This window comes from Emticicia fontis (assembly GCF_054779675.1).
Genome location: NZ_BAAGXU010000004.1, coordinates 18,142 through 42,169, shown reverse-complemented (window position 1 = coordinate 42,169; position 24,028 = coordinate 18,142). Strand labels below are relative to the sequence as shown.

The window sequence follows — 24,028 nt, the reverse complement described above, 5'->3', positions numbered from 1 at the left end:
GCTCGACCCGCACGAATCCTTTCTCCATTTTTGCTGAAACAAATACGGGTAACATGACAGAAACAATAATACAACGCATAGAAAGTTTAGATTGGTTGCTACATACGGAAAGCCTGAATGAGAAAGGCTATGCCGTTTTACCTGAAATTCTTTCAGACGAAGAATGTATGCAATTAGCGGCATCGTATGACGATAATACACTTTATAGAAGTACTATCAATATGAAGCGTTATCAGTTTGGGAGTGGGGAGTATAAGTACTTTAAATATCCTTTGCCTGATATTATCACAGACTTACGTCAATCTATTTATCCGCATTTAGCTAAGGTGGCGAATGAATGGATGTTTAAATTGGGTATTAGTGAGGTTTTTCCAACTCAATTAGATGAGCTATTAGAGAAATGCCATCAGGTGGGACAGAATCGTCCAACACCGTTAATACTGAAATACAATAAAGGCGATTGGAATGCTTTGCACCAGGATTTGTATGGGGAAGTCTATTTCCCATTTCAGATAGTTTTCTTTCTGACGCAGGCACAGATAGATTATACAGGTGGAGAGTTTGTGATAGTAGAGAATCGTCCGCGTATGCAATCGAAACCGATAGTATTACAACCTAATAGGGGTGAAGCTGTGATTTTTACTACTAATTTTCGTCCGGTTTTGGGTACAAAAGGCTATTATCGCACCATTATGCGGCATGGGGTAAGTGAGGTACGCAGTGGTGAAAGAATCAATCTGGGAATCATCTTTCATGATGCGCAATGATACGACATAAAGATTTAGGCGATAATGCTTTTGCACGTTCAAAGGCGTTATTTTTAAAAATACAAAATGGGGAAATAGCTTTTGGCGGAAATAAGAATCTGAAAATCTATGGCAAACTGAATTGCAGAGCAGGTAAAAGAATGAAAGTAGAAAACAGGGTATTCTTTAAAAACGAAACAGAGGCGATTAACGCTGGTTATCGCCCCTGTGCTGTTTGTATGAGAAAGGAATATCTCCTTTGGAAAGGAAAGCATAATGCTTTTAAGCTCTAGCCATTTCCCACCCTAAGATAGCCTTTTTTCGAGTGGTACCCCAACGATACCCGCCAATGCCTCCTACTTTTTGCAATACCCGATGGCAGGGAATAATATAACCTAATCTATTGCTACCAATAGCTGTCCCTACAGCTCTTTGCGCAGTTGGTTGACCGATGGTTTGGGCAATGGTTTCGTAGCTTACTATTTGTCCAAAAGGAATTTTTAATAATGCTTCCCAGACCTTTATCTGAAAATTAGTGCCTCGCAATAAGAGTGTAACAGGTGAATCTGTATTCTCGGTTTCATAGAATATCTGCTCAATAAAGGGCTTGGTAAAGTTATTTTCGAAAATGATTTCAGCCTTGGCAAAATCTTCTTTGAGTTCCAGGATTACCTCTTCTTTGTCTTCATTTTCAAGGAAACGCAAATCTGTAATTCCTCGGCCCGTTACGGCTATCAGACATTCGCCGAAAGGTGTTTCATGGATGCCATAATGAATTGTCAGCCCTTCGCCTTTAGACTTGAATTCGGCAGGAGTCATAGCTTCATAGTTTACAAATAAATCGTGTAAACGGCTTGTGCTTGATAAGCCTGATTCAAAAGTAGCATCCAGTAAATTATCACTTTGAGCCAGTTTTTCTTTGGCAAATTCTTTTGTCAGAAAACGCATGAAGCGTTGGGGGCTTGTACCTGCCCATTTGCTGAAAAGTCTGTTGAAATGAAATTCTGAAAGCGCTACATGGTCGGCGACTTCTTTCAGACTGGGTTGGTTCTGAAAGTTTTCTTCAATAAAATGAATAGCGCGTTCTATTCTGTTATAATCTATAATTTCTTGATTTTCGATAGTTTCCATCTTTTCTGATTGTTTTGTTATATCAAAATTACGATGGTTTCAGCACCCCTACAATCTGATTATTGCTGACATTAAACACGCCAATCCCATAGTACAACGCGCCATATTTCGTTCAGTTCAGTATCATGAAAATCCTTGATATTCTGAAATCCGATACGAGTATGAGCCTTCTGCGAACGCAGGTTTCTTGATGAAATATCGGTGATACACATCTCATATTTATCCGATAATTCTTCCCGTAATTTCTTGTACATACCATCAAAAAGACCCATGCTTCGATAGCCGTCGCCTACGCACACTTGTCCCATTACTACATAATTAAACTCCTTTAAAGGTCGGCCTTCAAACTCAATCAAATCAATGGTATCAAACAAACTTCTGATTTCTGGTACATCATTTCTGAATTTAGGCAACATAGCCAGGCAATAGCCTACTACTGTATCACCATCTTTAGCAATGACACTAGGTTGAGCATCGTTCATGGCTTTCAGAACAGAAAATTCATGCTCAACTGTTACAAACCCCTGACTTTCAATCTGCTCAGCAGTTAGATTTTTCTTTAGATTTTTTTGTTGAAGCGCCAGAATTCCTCTCACATCGGCTTCGCTTTGTACGGTAGTAATTATCAGGTTTTGCATATTTGTATTTGAAAGCGGTAAACACACAAAAAAACGAAAAAGTCTCTATATTTGACAGATTTTATATTCAAAACTATTCAACCTATCTTCAAAATGTCAATCAAAAATATTTGTCTGTCTTGTTTATCTTTTCTGCTCATGATGTCATTTGATAGCTATTCACAAGGAAACGATTATTACTTAATCGTAGGTACTTATACTAACAAAGGAAGCGATGGCATGTATGTGTATAAATTCAATACACAAACCGGAGATTTCTCAGAAGTCGTTGATAAAACTACAGGACTTAAAAATCCTACTTTTCTTGCTGTTGCCCCTAACCAGAAGTTTGTTTATGCCGTAGGTGAAACACAAGACGGTACTGTAAACGCTTATGGATTTGATAACAAAACAGGCAAGCTGACAAAACTGAATACGCAGTCAGCAGAGGGAGGTAGCCCGTGCCATATTTCTATCGACAAAACAGGAAAATGGGCTTTAGTGGGTAATTATATGGGTGGAAACCTGACGGTACTACCTGTAAAAGCGGATGGTTCATTAGGAGCACCCACACAAACAATTAACCATGAGGGAAAAGGCCCAAATACCAGCCGTCAGGAAAAGCCTCACGTACATTCAGTAAACATTGCCCCTAATAATATTGACGTATTTGTGCCGGATTTAGGCATTGATAAAATTGTGAGCTATAAACTGGATGCCAAAACTGGTCATTTAACTGCCGGAACACCTGCGGCTACTAAAACAGCCGATGGCGCAGGCCCTCGCCACTTTACGATTCACCCGAATGGCAAATGGGCTTATGTGATTGAGGAATTAAATTCTACCGTTACGGCTTATGATTATACTAATGGAGCGCTAAAAGAAAAACAAACGCTTTCGACCTTGCCAGCAGATTATAGTGGCAAAAATTCTTGTGCGGATATTCATATTTCGGCTGATGGTAAGTTTTTATATGGTTCTAATCGTTTTTACGACCATGTGGTAGTTTACAGTATCGACCAGAAAACGGGTAAACTGACGTATATTACTAATGAGCCAGTTATTGGTAAAACTCCACGTAATTTTATGATTGACCCAAGTGGCAAATGGGTATTGGTTGCCAATCAGGATAGTGATAATATTGTACTTTTTAAACGCGATGCGGTAAAAGGAACTTTAACGCCAACAGGTAAGGAGATAAAGGTATCAATGCCGGTTTGTTTGAAGATGGTGAAGGCGGGTAAATAAATAAAAAATGGGGCTTCAAAAGCCCCATTTCATTTTAAAGAAATACCCTCACATTCCCCCCAAACAACCAGTTTCGAGTGGGAGCGGGATTAAAGAATCTGTTTCCTACAGGATTTAAGTCATTACCAAGACTGTATAGTTGATTTAGCAAATTATCACCGCCTACATACAGATTAATTGCCAGAGGCTTGAATGTTTTCTGATAACCTACTCTTGCATTAAGTAACCAATAACTATTGGCATAAACAGTATTGGCATCATTTACTGGCAGGCGGTCGGTAAAATTGATGGTTGAATTCAGATAAAAGCCGGGTTTGGTAGTCATGTCTAAGCCTGATACCCATACATTACGAGGTACACCTGTCAGGCTTTTGCCTGATAAGTCGGTTTGCAATTGTTTGTAGTTTTTAAACTGATAATCTGCTAAGGTATAGCTGGTAAAGAGGCGTAATTCCTGAATCGGCTTGGCTTCTGTATTTTTTATTAGCCAACCATTTAAGGAAACTTCCAGCCCATTCTGTAAAGTGCCTCCGGCGTTGGTAAATATTTCTCTTCCTGCTTCGTCTACGCGTCGTACAATTGTATTTTGTAGGCGGAAGGCATAGGCTGTGGCATCAAAAGATAAACGACGATTGAATAAATAGCCTCTTGTGCCGAGCTCATAGTTGATACCTCTTTCAGAAGCTAATGAAGGTAAGAAACTGGTGCTTTGGTAACCTGCTATAAACTCGCTCACCAAAGGTGGCGAGAAACCACTGCTTATGCTGGCAAAAATGGATACTTTATCTTTAATTTTCTTCAATAAAGCCACTCTTGGCAAAAAGGCTGATGGTAAGAAATTATCAATTGGTTTGATGTTTGGTGCATCTGATATGCGTAAGAAATCATATTTCACACGGTTGTAACTGGCACCGATAGTCAGAATAAAATCTTGTGGTAAGTCTGTTTCTAACTGAGTAAATAGAAAATAATTAAAAGCGCCTACATTATCATTCGTTTGTAGCGTATCGATCTTTCCTCCTCTATTACCAAAATTACGGATTACCCAGCTTGATTTCTGAAACTCTCCCCCCATTGTCAGGCGATTAGATAAATTACCTGTGCGGAAAGCATAAGTAGTACGGGTACGTCCGCCAAAAGTTTGTTCGTTACGGATTTCATAATTGGTAATGAATGGATTTTGTAATTCCGAAACCATACCATAGATGGCCGTTACGTTCGTCCAGTGTTCATTAAAACGATATTCCTGCGAAAGCCCAAGATTGAATAACTTCTGGTAAATACCTGCTTTTTGTGCAATGGGCCCCGGAATAGTTGCTGTGGAGGGTCGGGCTGAACGTGGATTTGCGTCCATTTGCGCTTGTGTAAGTCCACCAGGTGTCTGATAGTGCATATCAGAATATAAAGCTGAAATGTTGAAGGTTCTATAAGACGAGGCAAAGAAATTAGAACGCCAGCTTAGTACATCTCTTACCAAAGCACTATTTTCGCGATACCCGTCAGATTGCACATGGGCGTAACTTACCACAGAATTGACTTTCGCAGTAGCCAGATTCCAGGAAACAGCACGGTTTTGTAATCCATAACTTCCAAAGCCTAATGAGGTACTGATATAACTCCTTGATTTTTCTTTAGTGTTTTGTGAGGCATCAGCTTTATTCCCCCCCAATAGAAGTACTCCGCCAGTTCCAGCGCCATAGATACTCCCGGCAGGGCCTTTGATTATTTCTATATTACCCACCGTATTCATATCAATGGCATTCAGAAAAGTATTGCCATTACCATCAGTCAGGGGAATATCATTCCAGTAAATTTTGACATTACGAACGCCAAAGGGCGAACGGATAGAACTACCTCTGATAGACAAACGATAACTTCCCGGCGAGCGCTCTTCCATACGAACCCCCGGCAAAGTGTTAAAGACAGGGACTAAGGTTGTATTCTGGAATCGTTCAATGTCTTTGATTGTTAGCACACCCACCGAAGCTGCCGTTTCGGTAAGTTTTCTTTCGGTTTCAAAGCCTCGTACAACAACTTCGCTTAATTGTTTGGTAGCCGTAGTGGTATCTGCTTCCTGAGCTAAAGCTCCGAATGAGATGGTGAGCGTAAATAAAGGAATCGTAAAAAGTACTAATTTCATCATATATTAGGGTTAGAAGCTACGCTATTGTTAATTAATAAACCAATGAAAATGCTTAATGGCCTTTAACGGAATAGGCACCAGCATCACGCAATACTATAAAGTTTAAACGCAAACTATCGGCCTGATGTTTTAGTTTTTCTACCAGATAGCTTTTGTTTGAATCATCTACAATAATCAGTTCAGTTTGAAAACCAGCAAAAGATGGAGCCAGATTTCTGATGGCATTGTTGGATAGTAAGACATAATTGGCTTTTCCTTGCAAAGCACCTTTAAAAGGCTTTTGTAGCCATATAATTTTCTTTCCTTCAAAATCCAGAAATGTTATGCCCTGTTTATTCCTGTAAGGAGCAATATTCAATAGATTCTGATTAGAAACACCTTGTGCGTCATAATAGTTTTTCAGATGGAAATTATATAATCTCTGGTTATTAATCACAGTCGAATCTGAAATAAAAGCGACCGATTTTCCATCAATCATACTAATACCCATTTGCTTAGGAATAAAGTGAAAGGTTAACTCTTTTTGCTCACTTTGTTGATAATCTTCATAAATATTAAACAATGCCAAGCCAATCAATAGTAATACCGAAACCCGCAAATACTTTAATTCAGAATAACGGAAAAAAGCAATGATTAAAAAGATAATCGCATACCAAGCTATTAATTCCGGTACTGAAATCGAAAACCCTTTTATTGTTGATAAAGGCATTTTTTCGATAAAAAAGATGGTTTCGTTTAGTAAATAACACGACCATTTTAATATGATAGCCAATAGATTGGTGAGGAGAGGCACCCATGCAAAAATGAGTAGCAATAATCCCACAGGCAAAATGAAAAAAGAAAATAAAGCTACGAATGGGTTGGCAATCAGAAAATAAGTCGGGAACTGATGGAAATAATAGACACTCAAAGGGGCTGTAAATAACTGCGCAGCAAAGCAAACGATGGACCCCTCCCATAGTATCCGGATGATTAGATTGGTTGGATTGATTAACTGATTCAAATAGGGATGCAGGTAAACAATCCCTAAAATAGCCAGATAAGATAACTGAAAACCCACATCAGCCAACCAGTAAGGATTATAACAGAGTAATACTAAAGCCGAAACCGCCAGAATATTATAGATATTATGCCGTCGGTTAATAGTCGTACCTATCTGTATAAATGAAAACATCACAGTGGCCCGAAGTACAGTAGAAGATAGTCCGGTAAAAACAGCATAAGCCCATAAGAGAAGCAACACCATAATCGTGAAAATCCAATTCCCGTGTTTTACATTCGTCTTTATCCATTTTAATAGCACAGATAAAACCAGGAATAGAATCCCGACGTGCATACCTGAAACTGATAAAACGTGAATCGCCCCAGAAGCAGAGTAGGCATTTAGCAAATCACTGTCAATATCATCACGAATACCCACTACCATGGCATTGGTGATGGCATATTCATTGACTGTCTTTAAGTGAGTCTTAAAAACGCTGTCGGCATAGATATTGGCTCTATAAGCAATATCCAGAGTTTTCGAAGGCGTAGTATGGCCTATCTTCAAATATTCTTTATTCCATAAAAATTGATGGGCATAAATGCCTTTATTATGCAGAAACTGCCGATAATCAAACTCTTCTGGATTCTTGGGTGGATCAATTTCTGAAGGCATATTCTTTATCAGGAAAACATCACCATATTGAGGTCTTCTGGATTCTGCTTTGTTGAAATAAAGCAAAATTTTTCCTGTGGCCTTCTGCCATTTTTCTGAAACTTTAACCTGTTGAATTTCTGCTTCGACCTTATAAGTTTTGGCCTTTATTTCGGCATTAGAAGTGATTATCGCCTGATAATGCGTAAAAGTGCCTTGATTGGTAAAATGCTCAGGGTTGTTAATAGCTGTCTTTTGGTAAATAAGTATCCAACCACATACAAATAAGAGCAAACAGGCTGAAACACCTCTAGGCAGGGGATTACGAAAAAAAATGCTGGTTAGCAATATTAAAAGCAAACTAGCACCTGAATAATAGAAAATTGTATTGAAATAATGACTCTGTAAATACGCCACTATTCCTGCAATCAAACACAGTAGGTATCTAACCACAGGAAAGGCGTTGAATTTCATTGGGTTATTTTACTAGTAATTTATCATATAACCAGTTCATCACCATCTCATTTTCTTCCGGGAAAGTCCAGTGACCTGTTTCCTGATAGAGTTTCAATGTTTTGGTTGAGTTAATGACATTATAAACAGCCCACATAGATGTTGGCGGGCAAGTTTCGTCATTAAAGCCCATTGAGTAGAAACACGGTACTTTGACTTGCTTGGCAAAATTCACCACATCATAATAAGAAGCTGTCTTGATTTTAGCTTCCGTATTATTATGCGGATTGTTTTTGTCAAAAATATGTGGCCAACCACCCGCACGGCCTTTCAGATAACCCACCATGTCAGAAAGCGCCGGATAAATAGGGGCTGTCCATTTTACACGTGGGTCAAGCCCTGCTGTAACAATTGATAAGGCTCCGCCCTGGCTACCGCCTGTGACTGCCAGATTTTTGCCATCGTATTGTGGCAGGCTTACTAAGAAATCGTTGGCACGAACGCAGCCTAAATACACACGTTTAAAATAATATAAGTCCCGGTTATCCAGATTGTATGTCCAGTAAGAATTTAAAGCACCAGCGCCTAAATTAGTATATACTGATGGATCCATTGTAACCGGGATTCCATGGATACCTATTTCAAGGGTGATAATTCCCTTTTCGGCTGTTTTTATATCTCCTCCATAAGGTCTCACACCTGCGCCCGGTACTCTCAATAAAGCCGGATACTTACCTTCTTTTTTAGGGACGCAAAGAATGCCATATAAACGGACAGTGCCGTATTCGCGGTAATTTTGCAGGCTTATATGATAAACATTTACTGTTTCTGTGCAACGCTCAGGCAATAAGGTCATTTGGGCATCCATAGGCACTTTGGCTAGGTCGGCTTTGGCTTTATCCCAGAATTGTGTAAAGTCAGTTGGTAGTTCTACCGCAGGTTGGATTTTTTCAGGTTCGAAGGCTGCTGTGGCCAGGTTTCTGTATTCTTTGCCATCAATCTTAGCAATGACAGTGCATCTTAAAAAGCCTGCGGTGTTCATGGTACCACCGTCTAATTTGATGACACCATCTTTTAAAACTGTACTGTCTTTTTTGGTTTCAAATTTCTCAGGTCCAATCTGATAGACGATTTTGGCATTTTTTACCGGATTCCCGTATTTTAATACCATTACCGAAAATTTTACAGGTTCTCCGATTTTGTAGGTCCAGTCGTCGTGCTCGGGAGCAACAATGACTTTAATGAGTTTCTCGGTTGGCTGAGCAAATGCCAGGGTTGCCAGAAGGCTCAGACCCAGAATAAGCAAACTTTTTTTCATGTTGAATAGAGGTTGAATGTAGGTGGTTATTAATTCTTGTTTTTCAAAAGAACAGGTCTTACAACCGAAGTCCATTGGGCATAGCCTTTGGGAGTCATGTGCAAACTGTCTTTGATAAAGTATTCTCCATTTACTGTGCCATTCGGGCGATACATCACAGGCACAATATCTATATAAGAGAAATTTTTATGCTTATCCATGTATTCTTTAATCATCCCATCAGCTTTAGAAACAAGACTCCATTTATCTTTTCTTGAGATGGATGGCTTCATTGAAATATAGTAGACCTTAGTTTTAGGTAACTTATTTTGAATCAGCGTAGCCAGTTCTGCAAAGGCGTCAAACACTTGTTCAGGTGATTTTTCTTTGCCTGAGAACATATCATTTTCACAATACAATACTATTGTTTTAGGTTTATAGGCTACCAGCATTCGGTCGGCATAGTAGGTCATTTCAGGGAAAGTAGAGCCCCCAAAACCGTGATTAATGACTGGTAGGGGAGCAAAATCTTCTTTCAGACTTTTCCAGAGACGAATGCTTGAACTACCGTAGAAAATGGTTTGTCCCTGAAGTTTATCTAAGCCAATGGCCGCATCAGCTTTTTCATAGGCTTCTATCTCTTTTTCAGAACGATTGACTTCGTAATTGAGTGTGTATTTTTCGCCGGTTGGGGTATGGGTTAATGTTTTATGACAGGCAATAGTCAGCGAGATAAGGGTAAGGATTACTAATAAAGGCTTTTTGTTCATAGTTTAATAGATATTTTTACGAAAGTATTGAAAAATGGAAAAACTATGTAGAAAAAAATAAAAAACTAGGCAAAATACCTGATAGCATAGACATTCGAATCTTTATCGGTCTCCGATTGTTATTTATATCAGTATATTGAAATAGCATTATTGGAAAGATATATATTTGTGCCACATTTTAAGCATTGAAAAACAGAATTATGGAAGAAATAATAATCCCTCAGCGAAAAGCCCGCAAATTTATAGGAGAAGAGTTTTTGTTGACTTCATGGGAAGAAGTAAAACCCTTATATGATAATCTGGTTAGTCGTTCGATTAACAATGTGCAGGACTTACGCCAATGGTTTATTGACCGTAGCGAATTAGAGTCTTATCTCTCAGAAAATATGGCCTGGCGTTATATCAAAATGACTTGTGATACAGCAAGCGAAGAGAAACAGAAAGACTATCATTTTTTCGTGGAGCAGATTCTACCCAACTCATCAGCGTATGATGACCAACTGAATAAGAAGGCTTTGGAAAGTCCGTACCTGAGCCAATTGCAGGATAAAGGTTTTGATATTACGGTTCGTGGCATGAAAAAAGCCGTAGAGATTTTCTGTGAAGAGAATATTCCGTTGGCTACGCAGGTACAAACCAAACAAACTGAATATCAGGTAACTACTGGCGGTATGACTGTGAATATCAATGGAGAGGAAATGACTTTGCAGAAAGCAGGTGATTTTCTGCTTTCGCCAGATAGAGCAGTGAGAGAAGATGCCTGGATAAAGATTTCAGAACGTCGTTATCAGGAGCATGAAAAACTGGATAATCTCTTTAATGAGCTAAGAGACATACGCCATCAGATGGGGATCAATGCAGGCTTTGCCAATTACCGTGATTATATGTTTGCGGCGATGGGGCGTTTTGATTATACCCCACAAGACTGCTTCAATTTTCATGAGGCGGTTGCTGAAACTGTAGTGCCATTGGTAGATAAAATGGCCAAAGAAAGAAAAGAGAAACTGAAAGTAGATGAGTTGCGCCCGTGGGATTTGAAAGTTGATACTGACGGTAAACCTGCTTTAAAGCCTTTTGCCGGAGGAGAAGATCTGCTGGATAAAACGGTTCAATGTTTTACAAGTATTGATGCCCGATTGGCTAATTATATTCGTATTATGCGTACAATGGGGCATTTTGATGTGGAATCGCGTGTGGGAAAAGCACCGGGTGGCTATAACTATCCATTGGAAGAAATCGGTGTGCCGTTTATTTTTATGAATGCTACATCAAATCTGAGAGATGTTGTGACGATGGTACATGAGGGCGGCCACGCCATCCATTCTTTTGAAACCAGAGATTTACCAATCAATAGTTTCCGTAATACCCCATCAGAAGTAGCAGAATTAGCTTCTATGTCGATGGAGCTGATTTCGATGGAACACTGGGATGCGTATTTTGCTAATGAAGAAGATCTGAAACGTGCCAAAGTAGACCATCTGGAAGATATTCTGGAAGTGTTGCCGTGGATTGCTACTATTGATAAATTCCAACACTGGATTTATGAAAATCCTGCACATAGCGTGGAAGAGCGTCAGGAAGCATGGTTGAAGATTTTTGAGTTATTCTCTGATTCAGTGACTAGTTGGAAAGGCTTTGAGCGTTTCAAAAAATATGTATGGCAACGCCAGCTACACGTTTTTGAATTGCCATTCTATTATATCGAATATGGTATGGCCCAACTAGGTGCTATTAGTGTCTGGAGAAATTATAAACAAGATACCCAACAAGGCTTAGCCGGATATCTGAATGCCTTGAAGTTGGGCTATACTGCTCCAATCGGTAAGATTTACGAAGCAGCTAATATCAAATTCGACTTTTCGAAAGAATACATTGCGGAGTTGATGGCATTTGTTGAAGAGGAGTTGGAAAAGTTGAAGTAAGGAATATTAGATATTAATATCATAAAATCCCTTGTAAAGAAGCTGGTAAGGCCAATTTACAAGGGGTTTTTGTGTATATAGATACTACCCTCCTACTACATTTAGTAGTTTTTTTGAATCTTTCCTCTCTCTACTTTTGAATGTTCAAAAATCAAATCCGGTAATTAAAACTGCGCTTTAGAAGCTAAAACATATTTCTAAACTTTATTTAATCATTTAATGCTATGAAAAAATCCCTTTTACTTCTGTTTTTAATGTTAACGGTATCTCAGCTATTTGCTACCATTCGTCGGGTAAATAATAATCCTGGAGTGACATTGGTTACTAATTTGGTTTTTGCTGATTTTAATGCGGCACATACAGCAGCAACTACTGGCGATACTATCTATATAGAACCATCTGATATTAATTATGGAGCTTTAGTTATTAGTAAAAAATTAGTTATCGTTGGTCCCGGCTATCTGCTTAATAAAAATCCTAATACCCCATTTGATAAGCGTTCAGCAAGAGTGGCTCAAATTTCATTCAATTCTGGTTCCACCGGCTCAAAGGTTTATGGATTAGAAGTAAAAGCACCGAATGGTATTTTTGGAGACATTCTTATTAGTCAGTCAGGTAGTGATACAGAAATAGCTTACTGTCTATTCAATGACCTTCGGGGTATTTCAAGTGCTACGCTAAGTGGTTCAACAGTTTTCAATTGTTTTATTATAGGGGGCATTGATAATAGCAGTCTAAGCGTAAATCGTGCCGTTATCAGCAATAACATTGTTTGGGGTTCGGTAGAGACTTCCAGCAATGATAATATTATCAGGAATAACATTATTTTTGGAGGGGCTACTTTTTCAGGATTAGTTTATAATAACATCGTTTATCAGAATGGAGATGCTAATTTGATATTCTCAAATTTTACCTCTATTTATAATAATGTTTGCGTTGGATGTACAGGAACACCTGGAAATAATAACTTTTTTACTACCGCAGCAAATACAATTTTTGTTGTTCCTGAACCACGCACAATTGATGATTTAGAAGATGATAATTTTGTGCTTCATGCCAGTTCTCCTGCAAAAACTAAGGGAGTAGGAGGGATTGACTGTGGAGTTTTTGCAGGAACCAAGCCTTATGTATTGTCGGGTATTCCTCCTTTTCCTATGATTACTGCATTTTCGCAAGGAGCGCCTTCAGGAGGAAATATCCCTATTACAATCAGTATCAAGCGTAACTAAACCGACATTAAAATGAATCATAAAATTAGCCTTTGGGGGTTAATGATGGGCATTTTAATCACAATCCATTCTTATGGTCAGAATATCAACAAAATTGAATTTTTTGTTGATACTGACCCGGGCATAGGTTTAGCGACAAATGTGCCGATTAGCCCAATTCTGCAAAAACAGATTAACAATCTGACTTTCAATGTTCCTGTTGGCAGCTTATCGCCCGGCTCGCATAAACTCTATATAAGGGCACGCGCTGATGATGGGAAATGGAGTATAGTATTTGAAAAAACGATTCAGGGCGCTACACCTCTACCAACTCCTGCCATTGTCAAGGCAGAGTATTTTATTAATACTGACCCTGGCTTAGGCTTGGGACTAAATATTCCTATTACAGCAGGGCAAACAAGCTTATCAAACGTCAATTTCACGATTCCATCAGGCAGTCTGACGGGTGGCACAGATTATCTGTATATCAGAACTAAAGATGAGACGGGTAAATGGAGTGAGGTTTTGATGAAACAATTAGATAATCTTGTGAACCCTCCCGCATCTGCTATCGTCAAGGCAGAATATTTTATTAATACTGACCCGGGCTTTGGATTGGGTGTGAATATCCCTGTCACAGCCGGACAAACGACTCTAGCTAATGTTAACTTTACTATTCCGTCAGCTAGCCTGACAGGTGGGACAGATTATTTATATGTAAGAACAAAAGATGAGAAGGGTAGGTGGAGTGAGCCCGTGATGAAGCAATTAGATAATCTTGTGAGTCCTGCCGCATCAGCCATTGTAAAAGCAGAGTACTTTATCAATACTGATCCTGGTGTTGGCTTAGGAGTGAATATCCCGATTACAGCCGGACAAACGAGTCTGAATAATGTAAGTTTTAATATCCCATCAGGTAGCCTTACAGCGGGAACAGATTATCTATATGTGCGCACTAAGGATGAAAGCGGCAAATGGAGTGAGGTTTTGATGAAGCAACTAGAAAATGTTGTAACGCCACCGAATTCAGCCATTGTAAAAGCTGAGTATTTCATTAATACTGACCCGGGTTTTGGTTCGGGAGTGAATATCCCGATTACAGCCGGACAAACAACGCTCACCAACATCAATTTAACGATTCCTTCCGGTAGCCTGACAGCTGGTACCGATTATCTGTATGTGAGAACCAAAGATGAGGCGGGTAAATGGAGTGAGGTTTCTATGAGACAACTGGAGAATGTTATTATTCCTCCTACACCTGCCATCGTTAGAGCGGAGTATTTTATTAATACTGATCCGGGTTTTGGTTTAGGGGTGAACATCCCAATCACGGCTGGGCAAACAACGCTGACGAATGTTAATTTCACGATTCCTTCTGGTAGCCTGACCGCAGGAACAGATTATCTATATGTACGAACGAAAGATGAGACTGGCAAATGGAGTGAGGTTTTCAGGAAACAATTAGAGAATGTGGTTGTGCCACCTACACCTGCTATCGTCAAGGCAGAATATTTCATTAATACTGACCCGGGTTTTGGCTTGGGAGTGAATATCCCCGTCATAGCCGGACAAATGAGTCTGAGCAACGTAAACTTTACGATACCCTCCGGAAGTTTAACAGCAGGGACAGATTATGTTTATGTGCGGACTAAAGATGAAACAGGTAGATGGAGTGAGGTTTTTATGAAACAACTGGAGAATGTTGTTGCGCCCACGTCTGCTATCATTAAAGCAGAGTATTTTATTAATACCGACCCCGGCGTTGGCTCAGGAGTTAATATTCCTATTACGGCAGGGCAAACTACGCTATCAAATATCAATTTTACGATTCCATCAGGTAGCCTTACAGCGGGGGTAGATTATCTATATATAAGAACCAAAGATGAAAGTGGTAAATGGAGTGAAGTTTTTATGAAACAATTAGAAAACATTGCTGTACCACTTGCACCTGCTATCGTAAAGGCTGAATATTTTATCAATACCGACCCGGGTATTGGTTTGGGAGTAAATATTCCTATTACAACTGGTCAAACGAGTTTAGACAATGTGAATTTTACAATTCCATCAGCGAGTCTGACAGTTGGTACAGATTATCTATATATCCGTACAAAGGATGAGACGGGAAAATGGAGCGAGCCATTGATGAAACAACTGGATAATTTACCAAGCTTAACTCCGGCTATTGTGAAAGCCGAATATTTTGTAGATACAGACCCGGGTTTGGGCTCAGGTATTAATATTCCTGTTATAGCAGGACAAACTACGCTTATAGGGGTTAATTTCAATCTGAATTATGGTAGTTTATCTAATGGCGTACATTCACTTTGGATAAGAGCCAAAGATGAACAAGGTAAATGGAGTGTAGTAGCTACAAAACGAATTGTCAAGGCTGCTCCACATATTATGGCTGATGCGGCACCGAATCCGGTTTGTCTGGGTGCGCCTATTGCTATCAATTTCGTTACCAATAATACAGGCTCGGTTACATACACCGCTTTTATCTCTAATGCCAGTGGGTCGTTTTCGGAGAAAATTGCCTTGGGAAATCTTGAAAGTAGTGCTACAAATGCCACTATCAATGGCGTGATTCCCTCTTATATTGCTAAAGGAGAATATTATAAAGTCAGAATAGAATCATCGAATGGAGTAGAAGGCATTGAATCAGATTACCTGACAGTAAATGCTTGTATGGCCGATTGCAATCAGACGCTTACTCTAGCCAGTTCCTCCGACGATTATAATGGACAATATCTATTAAAGCAAAGTAATCAGCCTATTACGGCTACGAATATCATTTCGGGCAATGCGAACGTGATTTATAAATCGGCCAAATCTATTTTATTGGCCCCTCAGAATGGGGCAGGTTTTGTGGTGGGTGGCGGAGCAATTTTTAAAGCTGAGATAGAAGGATGCCCTCAATAGCCACAAAAAAAGAAAGCCGACATTACATCGGCTTTCTTACAATTTATATACAAGGATTATTAGACCGTTTGTTTTTCAAGATTGAACAAGTCGTTTAAGACGTCAATCAGGGTTTCGGCTTCGCCACGTTTGCAAGCTGCTTTTAATTGTAATACAGGTAGTTTAATTACCTTCTGCATCATGCTTGCTGTGATTTTTTCCATTTTTTCGGCCTCTTCTGCCGATAGATCTTTTACGAAACGAGCCATTTCTTCTTTTCTGATTTGTTCCAATGCCCCTTTCAGTTTCTGAATAGTTGGCGAAACAATCATTTCTTGCGACCAGTTGTTGAACTCAACCAAAGCATCAGCAATAAGGCTACGCACCTGTGGCACCGAATCCATACGGCGTTGTAAAGCTTCATTCGCACGGCGCTGAATCTCATCTAGGTCATATGCTACAATACCTGCCAGTTCTTCTACATCAGGGCTAATGCTACGAGGCACAGAAAGGTCAATCAAGTATTTTACAGCTAATGATTTCTTTTTAAGCGTATTTTTGGTAATCAAAGGTTCTTCTACACGTACCGACGAAATCACAATATCAGCTTCTAGTATCTGTTCATGAACCGTTAGGAAATCAGAAACTTTAAAATCTAATTCTTGTGCTAATGCTTCTGCTTTTGCCGCAGTACGGTTCGTGATAGTGATATTTTTATAATTTTTATCTGCTAAAGTTCTACAAACATCTTCACCAATCTCACCAGAACCAATTACCAGAATTTTAGGATTAGCCAGTAAAGGCAAGAAACTTTCTAACACTTCAACCGTAGCATAAGACGTAGAAGCTGCACCATCTCTGAAACCTGTTTCCTGTACTACTTTCTTATTGGTAAAGAAAATAGTATGCAACAAACGGTGTAAGAATGGCCCTGCCATTTGCATATCAGCCGACCATTGATACGCATGTTTCACCTGATTTGGTATTTGCAAATCGCCGACAACTTGTGATCGTAGTCCGATTGCTACCTCAAAAAGGTAGTTTACAGCCTCGTTATGATCGTTGATAAAATCGAAATATGGGAGAATCTCGTTTGAATTGAGAACTTTTAAACTAGCTAGTAAGCGAATGATTTCTTCGCTGATGTTATTTTCCGAATAATAATAAATCTCAGTACGATTGCAAGTCGAAAGAACTAGTGTCTCTGAAATCTCAAATGTCTCACGTATTTTGAGCATCAGATTCTTACATTCCTCTTCATTAAGTGCAATTTGCTCTCTGATATTCAGAGAGGCATTTTTATGAGAAATAGTAATTGCTTTAAAGTGTCCGTACATGTCTGTCAGTAATTCACTGCAAATTTACTTCAGAAAACAATATGAGTGTTATGAAAACGTATGATTTTCATCAGTTTTTGCAATTTAGAATAGTTCTAAACTCTTAGGTTTGTTTCAGGATTTTTCAACTAAGAAAAATACAAAAGTAGATTTAGCAATTAGTTAGTAAATAACTGTCGGTAACTGATAACGTTAAACCTACTGAAACAATTCAAAATTAGTCTCTAATCTTCTACTATACTATTCTATTTCTACCAATGTACAAAAAAACGATTTGAGTTGACGAATTGATATGTTCAATTGATTTTAAGTTTTAATAAATATTACACCTATGTGCAATAACCAACAGTCTGATTATATCAAAAACCTGCCTAAATGCTTTGAAAGCACAATTCTAAATCGGAAATTTAGGGACACTAAGTTTTGGATAACAATTTGCATAACAACTATCTCTGTAGCCGAGTACAAACCACCAAACCGACATCAGAAAAGGAAGCTAATATGGTGGGTACCTTTTTGTAGGGTACAGCAGTGGTTTTCAGGTATCAGCCACTCAAGCGGCCTCAGAAAAGGTAGACGCTACGGTGTATACCTTTTTGAATAATACAGACAAACAAAACGAAATATATTCAATGAATAGCATTAAAGATAAATATAAAGCCTATCTGTTTGGTTGACTAATAGAAGCGAATCTTTATCTTTGCTTTCAATATCTGAAGAAAATATGAAAAAAATACTCTTATTGTCGCTGGTTGCTTTAGCTTCCTGTAAAAATTCTACTGACCTGAAAACGGGTATCTGGCGCGCTACTATTGCAACCACCGGAGGCGAGTTACCTTTTGGCCTGGATATACAAAAAGAAGGTGATGGCTATGCAGTTCAGGCATTGAATGGGGATGAAAAACTAAAAATGGACAAGGCGTTCGTAAAAGACGATTCATTGCATATTCCGATGGAGATTTTTGATGCTGAAATTGTGGCTAAGGTAGAGGGTGACCAAATGACAGGCTACTGGAAAAAAATGCGTTCGAATTTTACCTTTGTGCAAAGTGCTTTTAAAGCAGAATATGGCAAAACCTATCGTTTTTCTGAAATAAACGAGACTCCCAAAGTGTCATTAGCTCCTAAATATGAAGTTTTGTTCCTCTCTGAAGATAAACAGGATTCAACCGAATCAGTCGGTGTTTTTAAAACTTCTGGGTCACAAGTACAAGGTAGTTTCCTGACAACCACAGGCGATTATCGTTATCTGGCTGGTGATATTATTGGTGATAGTCTGAAACTTTCATGCTTTGATGGTACACACGTATATTTGTTCAAGGCAAAAATTGAAGGCGATAAATTAAATGGCGGGTATTGGTCAGCTCCATCTGGCTTTGAATTCTGGACTGGTATAAAGAATGATAGTGCTAAACTGCCAGACGAAACAAAACTGACGTATCTGAAAGAAGGCTATAAAACTGTTGACTTTTCGTTTGCGAATACAGATAATAAGAAAGTTTCATTGAAAGATGACGCCTATAAAGGCAAAGTAGTGGTTATTCAGATTATGGGTTCATGGTGCCCGAACTGTATGGATGAAAGCAGATTCTTAGCCCCTTGGTACAAGAAAAACAAAGATAGAGGGGTTGAGGTAATCGGATTAGCTTATGAAAAAAGCGCTGACACTTCTTTCGCATTCCCGAAAATCAAAAAGATGAAAGAGCGTTTTGAAATAGATTATGAAGTGCTGCTAGCAGGGACAAATAATAAAGATGAAGCCTCTAAGACTTTACCGATGCTCAATAAAGTAATTGGTTTCCCGACAACGATTTTTATTGACAAGAAAGGCCAGGTGAGAGAGATTCATACAGGTTTCTCAGGACCGGGAACGGGGCATTATTACGATGAGTTTGTAAGTGATTTTAATCGTTTGATAGATAAGCTATTAGCGGAAAAATCTTAAAATAATTTCTTAATAAACATTTTGCATCGCTTAAGTGTTTTGGGTATAAAAAGAAGATAGATATGAGTGTTGATACAACAGAAATAATATTAGTGAATGAATCGGACGAGGAAGTAGGTAGCGGAGAGAAACTCTGGGTACATCAGCAAGGATTGTTACACCGAGCTTTTTCAGTTTTAATTTTTAATGATAATCATGAGTTATTGATTCATCAAAGGGTTTTAGATAAGTACCATTCAGGAGGGCTATGGACGAATACCTGTTGTGGACACCCCAATGTAGATGAAGAGATACAAACTGCTGCCGAACGCCGGTTGGGTGAAGAAATGGGTTTTACAGCTGATTTAGATTTTTTGTATAAGTTTCATTACAAAACTACTTTTGAAAACCAGCTGACCGAAAACGAGATAGACCATGTTTTTACAGGCGTCTATAACGATACTTTCGAGGTGAATCCGGCAGAAGTGCTGGATTATAAGTGGGTTGCAGTTGCAGGCATAATAGAAGAAGTAGCAAACAACCCACAGGAGTATACTTTCTGGTTTAAGAAGATTCTGAAAAGCGAAGCCTTTCTGGAGTTTGTCGCGTCTAAACCTGTTCTATCATAAAAAACTTTTTAAACATTATCTTCTATGGAAAAGCGAGTAATAGGCATTGGTGGCATCTTTTTTAAATCAGAAGATACTAATGCTTTAAGAGACTGGTATAACAAACATCTGGGTATTGAGGCTGAATCGTGGGGAGCTGTGTTTGAATGGAGAAGAAAAGATAATCCGGATGATTTAACCTCTACCGCATGGAACCCTTTTAAAAAAGAAACGACTTATTTTGAGCCAAGTAAGAAAGATTTTATGGTGAATTATCAGGTAGAAAATCTGGTAGAACTCATGGCTGCATTGAAAGAAGAAGGGGTAATGATTGTTGGTGAAGTACAGGATTCAGAATACGGCAAGTTTGGCTGGATTCTGGACCCCGAAGGAAATAAAATAGAATTGTGGGAGCCGCCTAAAGGTATCTAATATATATAAAAGAGCCGTTTCAGACAGAATTAAGATTAATTTGGTGGGATTCTTGTCCTTTCGATAATTATTGTATTTTTGTGCTTCTCTTATCTATAAAAGCATGAAAAAAAGCCTGTTTATTATTAGTTTTTTGCTGGTTAATCTTGTAGCATTTGCCCAAAAGAAGTCTAAAAAAGATTACCTCGTTACCTTAAAAACTACCAATGGAACCATGCATATGGTTTTGTTTGATGATGCTCCTCTCCATAAAGCGAATTTTATTAAATTAGTCGATAAGAAATTTTTCGATAGCCTTTTGTTTCATCGAGTCATTGATGGGTTTATGATTCAGGGCGGAGACCCGGATTCAAGAAAGGCCAAGCCTGGAGATAGATTAGGTAGCGGCGGCGGAGATATGGAGCGTATTCCATTTGAATTTAAGCCTAATCATGTTCATAAAAAAGGGGCATTAGCAGCCGCACGTGACGGCAATCCTGAGAAAAAGTCAAGTGCTTGTCAATTCTATATTGTACAAGGTAAAAAACTAAGCGATGAGGAAATAAGCATGGCGGCCAGTCGTAACCAGATGAATTATACCACCGAACAACGGGCAGATTATATCGGAATAGGTGGTACACCAAGATTAGATAATAATTATACTGTTTTTGGCGAGGTTATTGATAATTTAGACGTAATAGACTCAATAGCCAAACAGCCAAGAGACGAAGCCGACCGACCGTTGAAAGATGTGAAAATGGCAATGACCGTGAAGAAAATGAAGAAGAAGAAGATTACGAAATTGTATGGGTATAAGTATCAGTAAGATGGATTGGTAATCTGTTTTTTAATAGTTAAAATATTGAGCTTTCTATAATAATTCAGTAAAATCAGCTTTTTAGCGATACGTATTTTGCATATGAAAAAGATACTAATTACGGGTTCAAATGGCTTGTTGGGTCAAAAACTGGTGGAGTTACTCATTAAAACGGGCGGCCATGAAATAATAGCTACTGCAAGAGGCGAGAACCGTCTGCCATTTAAAGCGGGTTATACGTATACCGCTATGGATATTACCGACAAGGCGCAAGTTCAAGAGGTAATTGACCATGTAAAGCCAACTGTAATTATTAATACAGCAGCCATGACCAACGTAGATCAATGCGAAACCGCTAAAGATGATTGTTGGAAGCAGAACGTAAATGCGGTAGAATACCTGATAGAAGCTGCTGAAAGAAATAATAGTTTCTTACTACACGTATCGACCGACTTTATCTTTGATGGTAAAAATGGGCCATATAAAGAAGACGCAGAGGCCAATCCATTGAGTTTTTATGGTTGGAGCAAATATGCCGCTGAAAAGATAGTGATCAATAGCAACGTTCGTTGGGCTATCGCTCGTACTGTTTTGGTTTATGGCATTGCCCATGATATGAGTCGCACGAATATTATTTTGTGGGTGAAGAAGTCGTTGGAGGATGGTAAGAATATAAAAGTAGTTACTGATCAATGGCGTACGCCAACATTAGCTGAGGATTTAGCTAAAGGTTGTGCCTTGATTGCAGAACAAGAGGCAGAAGGCATTTATAATATTTCAGGCAAAGACTTCCTGACACCTTATGAAATGGCTATAATGACAGCCGATTATTTTGGTCTGGATAAATCACTCATATCTCAGGCAGATTCTACTACGTTTACGCAGCCAGCTAAACGCCCGCCAAGAACAGGTTTTGATTTGACCAAATCCCGTCAGGTGTTAGGTTATGAACCTGTAAGCTTTACTGAAGGTATCGGTATTTTAGCAGAACAGATAAGTGTGAATGCCTGATTAGAGGTAGAATTTTTTCCAGCGGATATATTCTTCTACCACATCGCTCACCATGTAGCGGATGGGCTTGCCTGCTTTGATACTATTACGGATAAAGGTGGCTGAAATGTCTAGCAAAGGTGCTTCTATAAATTTGACTTTAGGGTGAGTTTTAAAGTTATGGTCAGGAGTGTTTGGTCTTGGATACACGTATAATTCGTAATATTCCAGAATCTTATCGTAGTTTTTCCAGTTTTCAAATTGAACCAGATTATCTTCGCCCATAATCAGTTTGAATTCGTGTGTAGGGTGGCGTTCGGTAAGTTTGGCCAATGTATCAATTGTATAACTTGGCTTAGGCATAGAAAACTCTAAATCATTGGCTTTAAGGCGGTAGTTATCTGAAATAGCTTTTTCTACCATTGTCAGTCGGTCAAACTCATGCAAAAGTCCTTTATTTTTTTTGAAAGGATTTTGTGGTGAAACGATAAACCATACCTGCTCCAGATCAGTAGTATATGCCATCGTATTGGCAATAATCAAATGCCCTACATGAATAGGGTTAAACGAGCCAAAAAACAAACCAATTTTCATTACGCGTCCTGTTTTCTTAAAAGCACAAATATACAAGGAAATAAAAAACGGCGGCCATTCTTTTGAAAGAACGACTGCCGTCTTAATAAGTATAACTAAAGAATTATACAGTTACCCACGCTTGTTTGCGATGGCTTTCGATGATTCTTTCACAAATCAATAATTCACGTAGACCATCGGCAAATGTAGGATATGTCGGGTTTTCCGGTTGTTTGCCTTCTGCTACTGCAGCGTATACTTCTTTGAACAATTGTTTCGAAGTATCAGGGAAACCTTCGTTGTGCCCACCAGGGAAGCTAATTAAGCTGGTTGCTTCACGGTAGAATAATGATGGGTCTTTCATCAAAACCTGATTTGCACCATCACGTTTACCAATCCACATTTCGTTTGGCTTTTCAGAACACCATTCGAAATTAGCTTTCGAGCCAGAGATTTCGATATTCAAACGATTTTTACGACCTGCAGAAACCTGGCTAACCGTTACGCTACCTTTATTACCATTATCAAATCTTAACAATACGTTGGCATGGTCTTCTGTATTGATAGGTACTTCCTGATAATCAGAAGCCTGTAACATTTTACCTGAGTAGGTTTCAATGGCTTTCAATGGTTTCAAACGGGTTTTATGAACCGTTGAGAAATCAGCCATTACTTCAGTGATTTTCAAACCTGTGATATATTCAGTTACATCTAATAAGTGTGAACCAATATCAGCAATCGCTCTTGAATCACCTGATTTATCCGGCTCTAAACGCCAGTTATAATCTGTTTGATAGAATAACCAGTCTTGTAAGTACGAACCTAAGATTGAGTAGATTTCTCCTAAATCGCCTTTTTCACGCATGGTTTTCATTTGGCGGACTAAAGGATAATATCTTAAGTTGAAGTGTACTGCATTTACTAAACCTGTTTCGGCTGCTATTTTTACCAGTTCTTCTGCTTCTTCAATTTTAGTAGCTAAAGGTTTTTCACAAACTACGTGTTTGCCTGCTAATAAAGCTGCTTTTGATTGCGAATAATGCAAGAAGTTAGGTGTACATATATGTATACACTCAATGTCTTCTTGTTTCAATAAATCGTCAAAAATATAAGCTCGTTCAATACCTAAACTGGCAGCTTTTTCCGTAGCCAGGTCAATGTTGAATTCGCAAAGGGCGGCTACTTCTACATTTGGTAAGCGGCGTAGAGCTTCGATATGAGCTGGCCCGATAAAACCCGTTCCGACAACGGCAACTTTAATTTTTTTCATAGTTGAATAAAAACCCCTGGCCCCTG

Annotated in this window: 20 protein-coding genes; 11 read left to right on the top strand and 9 right to left on the bottom strand. The window is 38.8% G+C overall.

What is annotated here, in order from left to right; all coding sequences use genetic code 11:
- The first annotated feature begins 53 nt into the window (after positions 1 to 53).
- Both ACYVFA_RS02820 and ACYVFA_RS02815 read left to right on the top strand, forming a co-directional pair.
- Positions 54 to 767 (top strand): 2OG-Fe(II) oxygenase, encoded by a 714-nt coding sequence (locus tag ACYVFA_RS02820; protein WP_460470279.1) that lies wholly within the window; start codon positions 54 to 56, stop codon positions 765 to 767.
- On the top strand, positions 764 to 1,039 hold the full coding sequence (locus ACYVFA_RS02815; RefSeq protein WP_460470278.1) for an Ada metal-binding domain-containing protein: 276 nt from the start codon (positions 764 to 766) through the stop codon (positions 1,037 to 1,039). The genes ACYVFA_RS02820 and ACYVFA_RS02815 overlap by 4 nt, the downstream gene beginning before the upstream one ends.
- Here the strand turns inward: ACYVFA_RS02815 and ACYVFA_RS02810 are convergent.
- Complete coding sequence (locus ACYVFA_RS02810) at positions 1,029 to 1,877, bottom strand: methylated-DNA--[protein]-cysteine S-methyltransferase (protein WP_460470277.1); 849 nt, start codon at positions 1,875 to 1,877, stop codon at positions 1,029 to 1,031. The two genes, ACYVFA_RS02815 and ACYVFA_RS02810, sit on opposite strands and share 11 nt — an antisense overlap.
- Positions 1,878 to 1,948: 71 nt before the next feature.
- The gene (locus tag ACYVFA_RS02805; protein ID WP_460470276.1) at positions 1,949 to 2,515 is read right to left on the bottom strand and encodes a GNAT family N-acetyltransferase; all 567 of its coding nucleotides are present in this window, start codon (positions 2,513 to 2,515) and stop codon (positions 1,949 to 1,951) included.
- Between the two features lie 93 nt (positions 2,516 to 2,608).
- On the opposite strand from ACYVFA_RS02805, the gene ACYVFA_RS02800 reads away from it, so the two are divergent.
- Complete coding sequence (locus ACYVFA_RS02800) at positions 2,609 to 3,742, top strand: lactonase family protein (protein WP_460470275.1); 1,134 nt, start codon at positions 2,609 to 2,611, stop codon at positions 3,740 to 3,742.
- A 34-nt stretch (positions 3,743 to 3,776) separates the two neighbouring features.
- Here ACYVFA_RS02800 and ACYVFA_RS02795 read toward each other — a convergent pair whose 3' ends face one another.
- The 4 genes from ACYVFA_RS02795 to ACYVFA_RS02780 are packed head-to-tail and all read right to left on the bottom strand — an operon-like array spanning position 3,777 to position 10,041.
- Positions 3,777 to 5,885 carry a TonB-dependent receptor gene (locus ACYVFA_RS02795; RefSeq protein ID WP_460470274.1) on the bottom strand — a complete coding sequence of 703 codons (2,109 nt, stop codon included), beginning with the start codon at positions 5,883 to 5,885 and terminating at the stop codon, positions 3,777 to 3,779.
- Between the two features lie 52 nt (positions 5,886 to 5,937).
- Positions 5,938 to 7,995: a ComEC/Rec2 family competence protein gene (locus tag ACYVFA_RS02790; protein ID WP_460470273.1), complete on the bottom strand. Its 2,058-nt coding sequence runs from the start codon at positions 7,993 to 7,995 to the stop codon at positions 5,938 to 5,940.
- Between the two features lie 4 nt (positions 7,996 to 7,999).
- Complete coding sequence (locus tag ACYVFA_RS02785) at positions 8,000 to 9,292, bottom strand: acetylxylan esterase (protein ID WP_460470272.1); 1,293 nt, start codon at positions 9,290 to 9,292, stop codon at positions 8,000 to 8,002.
- A 29-nt stretch (positions 9,293 to 9,321) separates the two neighbouring features.
- The gene (locus tag ACYVFA_RS02780) at positions 9,322 to 10,041 is read right to left on the bottom strand and encodes an SGNH/GDSL hydrolase family protein (RefSeq protein ID WP_460470271.1); all 720 of its coding nucleotides are present in this window, start codon (positions 10,039 to 10,041) and stop codon (positions 9,322 to 9,324) included.
- A 200-nt stretch (positions 10,042 to 10,241) separates the two neighbouring features.
- Here ACYVFA_RS02780 and ACYVFA_RS02775 point away from each other — a divergent pair, with 200 nt between their 5' ends.
- The 3 genes from ACYVFA_RS02775 to ACYVFA_RS02765 all read left to right on the top strand — a co-directional run bounded on the left by ACYVFA_RS02775 (position 10,242) and on the right by ACYVFA_RS02765 (position 16,093).
- The gene (locus tag ACYVFA_RS02775) at positions 10,242 to 11,963 is read left to right on the top strand and encodes a M3 family oligoendopeptidase (protein ID WP_460470270.1); all 1,722 of its coding nucleotides are present in this window, start codon (positions 10,242 to 10,244) and stop codon (positions 11,961 to 11,963) included.
- Positions 11,964 to 12,187: 224 nt separating this feature from the next.
- On the top strand, positions 12,188 to 13,192 hold the full coding sequence (locus tag ACYVFA_RS02770; RefSeq protein ID WP_460470269.1) for a hypothetical protein: 1,005 nt from the start codon (positions 12,188 to 12,190) through the stop codon (positions 13,190 to 13,192).
- A gap of 12 nt (positions 13,193 to 13,204) precedes the next feature.
- Positions 13,205 to 16,093 (top strand): 3-coathanger stack domain-containing protein, encoded by a 2,889-nt coding sequence (locus ACYVFA_RS02765; protein WP_460470268.1) that lies wholly within the window; start codon positions 13,205 to 13,207, stop codon positions 16,091 to 16,093.
- Between the two features lie 59 nt (positions 16,094 to 16,152).
- Here ACYVFA_RS02765 and hemA read toward each other — a convergent pair whose 3' ends face one another.
- The gene (gene hemA / locus ACYVFA_RS02760) at positions 16,153 to 17,409 is read right to left on the bottom strand and encodes a glutamyl-tRNA reductase (RefSeq protein WP_460470267.1); all 1,257 of its coding nucleotides are present in this window, start codon (positions 17,407 to 17,409) and stop codon (positions 16,153 to 16,155) included.
- 724 nt (positions 17,410 to 18,133) lie between these two features.
- Between hemA and ACYVFA_RS02755 the strand changes: the two genes are divergently transcribed.
- The 5 genes from ACYVFA_RS02755 (at position 18,134) to ACYVFA_RS02735 (ending at position 22,180) form a co-directional block, all read left to right on the top strand.
- On the top strand, positions 18,134 to 19,354 hold the full coding sequence (locus ACYVFA_RS02755; protein WP_460470266.1) for a peroxiredoxin family protein: 1,221 nt from the start codon (positions 18,134 to 18,136) through the stop codon (positions 19,352 to 19,354).
- Between the two features lie 62 nt (positions 19,355 to 19,416).
- Positions 19,417 to 19,962, top strand: a complete 546-nt coding sequence (gene idi / locus ACYVFA_RS02750; RefSeq protein WP_460470265.1) for an isopentenyl-diphosphate Delta-isomerase — start codon at positions 19,417 to 19,419, stop codon at positions 19,960 to 19,962.
- Between the two features lie 24 nt (positions 19,963 to 19,986).
- Complete coding sequence (locus ACYVFA_RS02745; protein WP_460470264.1) at positions 19,987 to 20,373, top strand: VOC family protein; 387 nt, start codon at positions 19,987 to 19,989, stop codon at positions 20,371 to 20,373.
- Positions 20,374 to 20,476: 103 nt separating this feature from the next.
- The gene (locus ACYVFA_RS02740; protein WP_460470263.1) at positions 20,477 to 21,178 is read left to right on the top strand and encodes a peptidylprolyl isomerase; all 702 of its coding nucleotides are present in this window, start codon (positions 20,477 to 20,479) and stop codon (positions 21,176 to 21,178) included.
- Between the two features lie 93 nt (positions 21,179 to 21,271).
- A complete protein-coding gene (locus tag ACYVFA_RS02735; protein WP_460470262.1) occupies positions 21,272 to 22,180 on the top strand; it encodes an SDR family oxidoreductase in 909 nt (302 codons plus the stop codon).
- Here the strand turns inward: ACYVFA_RS02735 and nadD are convergent, their stop codons facing one another.
- Both nadD and ACYVFA_RS02725 read right to left on the bottom strand, forming a co-directional pair.
- A complete protein-coding gene (gene nadD, locus ACYVFA_RS02730) occupies positions 22,181 to 22,753 on the bottom strand; it encodes a nicotinate-nicotinamide nucleotide adenylyltransferase (RefSeq protein ID WP_460470261.1) in 573 nt (190 codons plus the stop codon).
- A gap of 103 nt (positions 22,754 to 22,856) precedes the next feature.
- Positions 22,857 to 24,002: a Gfo/Idh/MocA family protein gene (locus tag ACYVFA_RS02725; RefSeq protein ID WP_460470260.1), complete on the bottom strand. Its 1,146-nt coding sequence runs from the start codon at positions 24,000 to 24,002 to the stop codon at positions 22,857 to 22,859.
- Positions 24,003 to 24,028 lie beyond the last annotated feature (26 nt).

What these genes read in the sequence shown, in the direction of transcription:
- ACYVFA_RS02820 (WP_460470279.1), top strand. Translation starts at nt 54, where the DNA reads ATGACAGAAACAATAATACAACGCATAGAAAGTTTAGATTGGTTGCTA.
- ACYVFA_RS02815 (WP_460470278.1), top strand. Translation starts at nt 764, where the DNA reads ATGATACGACATAAAGATTTAGGCGATAATGCTTTTGCACGTTCAAAG.
- ACYVFA_RS02810 (WP_460470277.1), bottom strand. Translation starts at nt 1,877, where the DNA reads ATGGAAACTATCGAAAATCAAGAAATTATAGATTATAACAGAATAGAA.
- ACYVFA_RS02805 (WP_460470276.1), bottom strand. Translation starts at nt 2,515, where the DNA reads ATGCAAAACCTGATAATTACTACCGTACAAAGCGAAGCCGATGTGAGA.
- ACYVFA_RS02800 (WP_460470275.1), top strand. Translation starts at nt 2,609, where the DNA reads ATGTCAATCAAAAATATTTGTCTGTCTTGTTTATCTTTTCTGCTCATG.
- ACYVFA_RS02795 (WP_460470274.1), bottom strand. Translation starts at nt 5,885, where the DNA reads ATGATGAAATTAGTACTTTTTACGATTCCTTTATTTACGCTCACCATC.
- ACYVFA_RS02790 (WP_460470273.1), bottom strand. Translation starts at nt 7,995, where the DNA reads ATGAAATTCAACGCCTTTCCTGTGGTTAGATACCTACTGTGTTTGATT.
- ACYVFA_RS02785 (WP_460470272.1), bottom strand. Translation starts at nt 9,292, where the DNA reads ATGAAAAAAAGTTTGCTTATTCTGGGTCTGAGCCTTCTGGCAACCCTG.
- ACYVFA_RS02780 (WP_460470271.1), bottom strand. Translation starts at nt 10,041, where the DNA reads ATGAACAAAAAGCCTTTATTAGTAATCCTTACCCTTATCTCGCTGACT.
- ACYVFA_RS02775 (WP_460470270.1), top strand. Translation starts at nt 10,242, where the DNA reads ATGGAAGAAATAATAATCCCTCAGCGAAAAGCCCGCAAATTTATAGGA.
- ACYVFA_RS02770 (WP_460470269.1), top strand. Translation starts at nt 12,188, where the DNA reads ATGAAAAAATCCCTTTTACTTCTGTTTTTAATGTTAACGGTATCTCAG.
- ACYVFA_RS02765 (WP_460470268.1), top strand. Translation starts at nt 13,205, where the DNA reads ATGAATCATAAAATTAGCCTTTGGGGGTTAATGATGGGCATTTTAATC.
- hemA (WP_460470267.1), bottom strand. Translation starts at nt 17,409, where the DNA reads ATGTACGGACACTTTAAAGCAATTACTATTTCTCATAAAAATGCCTCT.
- ACYVFA_RS02755 (WP_460470266.1), top strand. Translation starts at nt 18,134, where the DNA reads ATGAAAAAAATACTCTTATTGTCGCTGGTTGCTTTAGCTTCCTGTAAA.
- idi (WP_460470265.1), top strand. Translation starts at nt 19,417, where the DNA reads ATGAGTGTTGATACAACAGAAATAATATTAGTGAATGAATCGGACGAG.
- ACYVFA_RS02745 (WP_460470264.1), top strand. Translation starts at nt 19,987, where the DNA reads ATGGAAAAGCGAGTAATAGGCATTGGTGGCATCTTTTTTAAATCAGAA.
- ACYVFA_RS02740 (WP_460470263.1), top strand. Translation starts at nt 20,477, where the DNA reads ATGAAAAAAAGCCTGTTTATTATTAGTTTTTTGCTGGTTAATCTTGTA.
- ACYVFA_RS02735 (WP_460470262.1), top strand. Translation starts at nt 21,272, where the DNA reads ATGAAAAAGATACTAATTACGGGTTCAAATGGCTTGTTGGGTCAAAAA.
- nadD (WP_460470261.1), bottom strand. Translation starts at nt 22,753, where the DNA reads ATGAAAATTGGTTTGTTTTTTGGCTCGTTTAACCCTATTCATGTAGGG.
- ACYVFA_RS02725 (WP_460470260.1), bottom strand. Translation starts at nt 24,002, where the DNA reads ATGAAAAAAATTAAAGTTGCCGTTGTCGGAACGGGTTTTATCGGGCCA.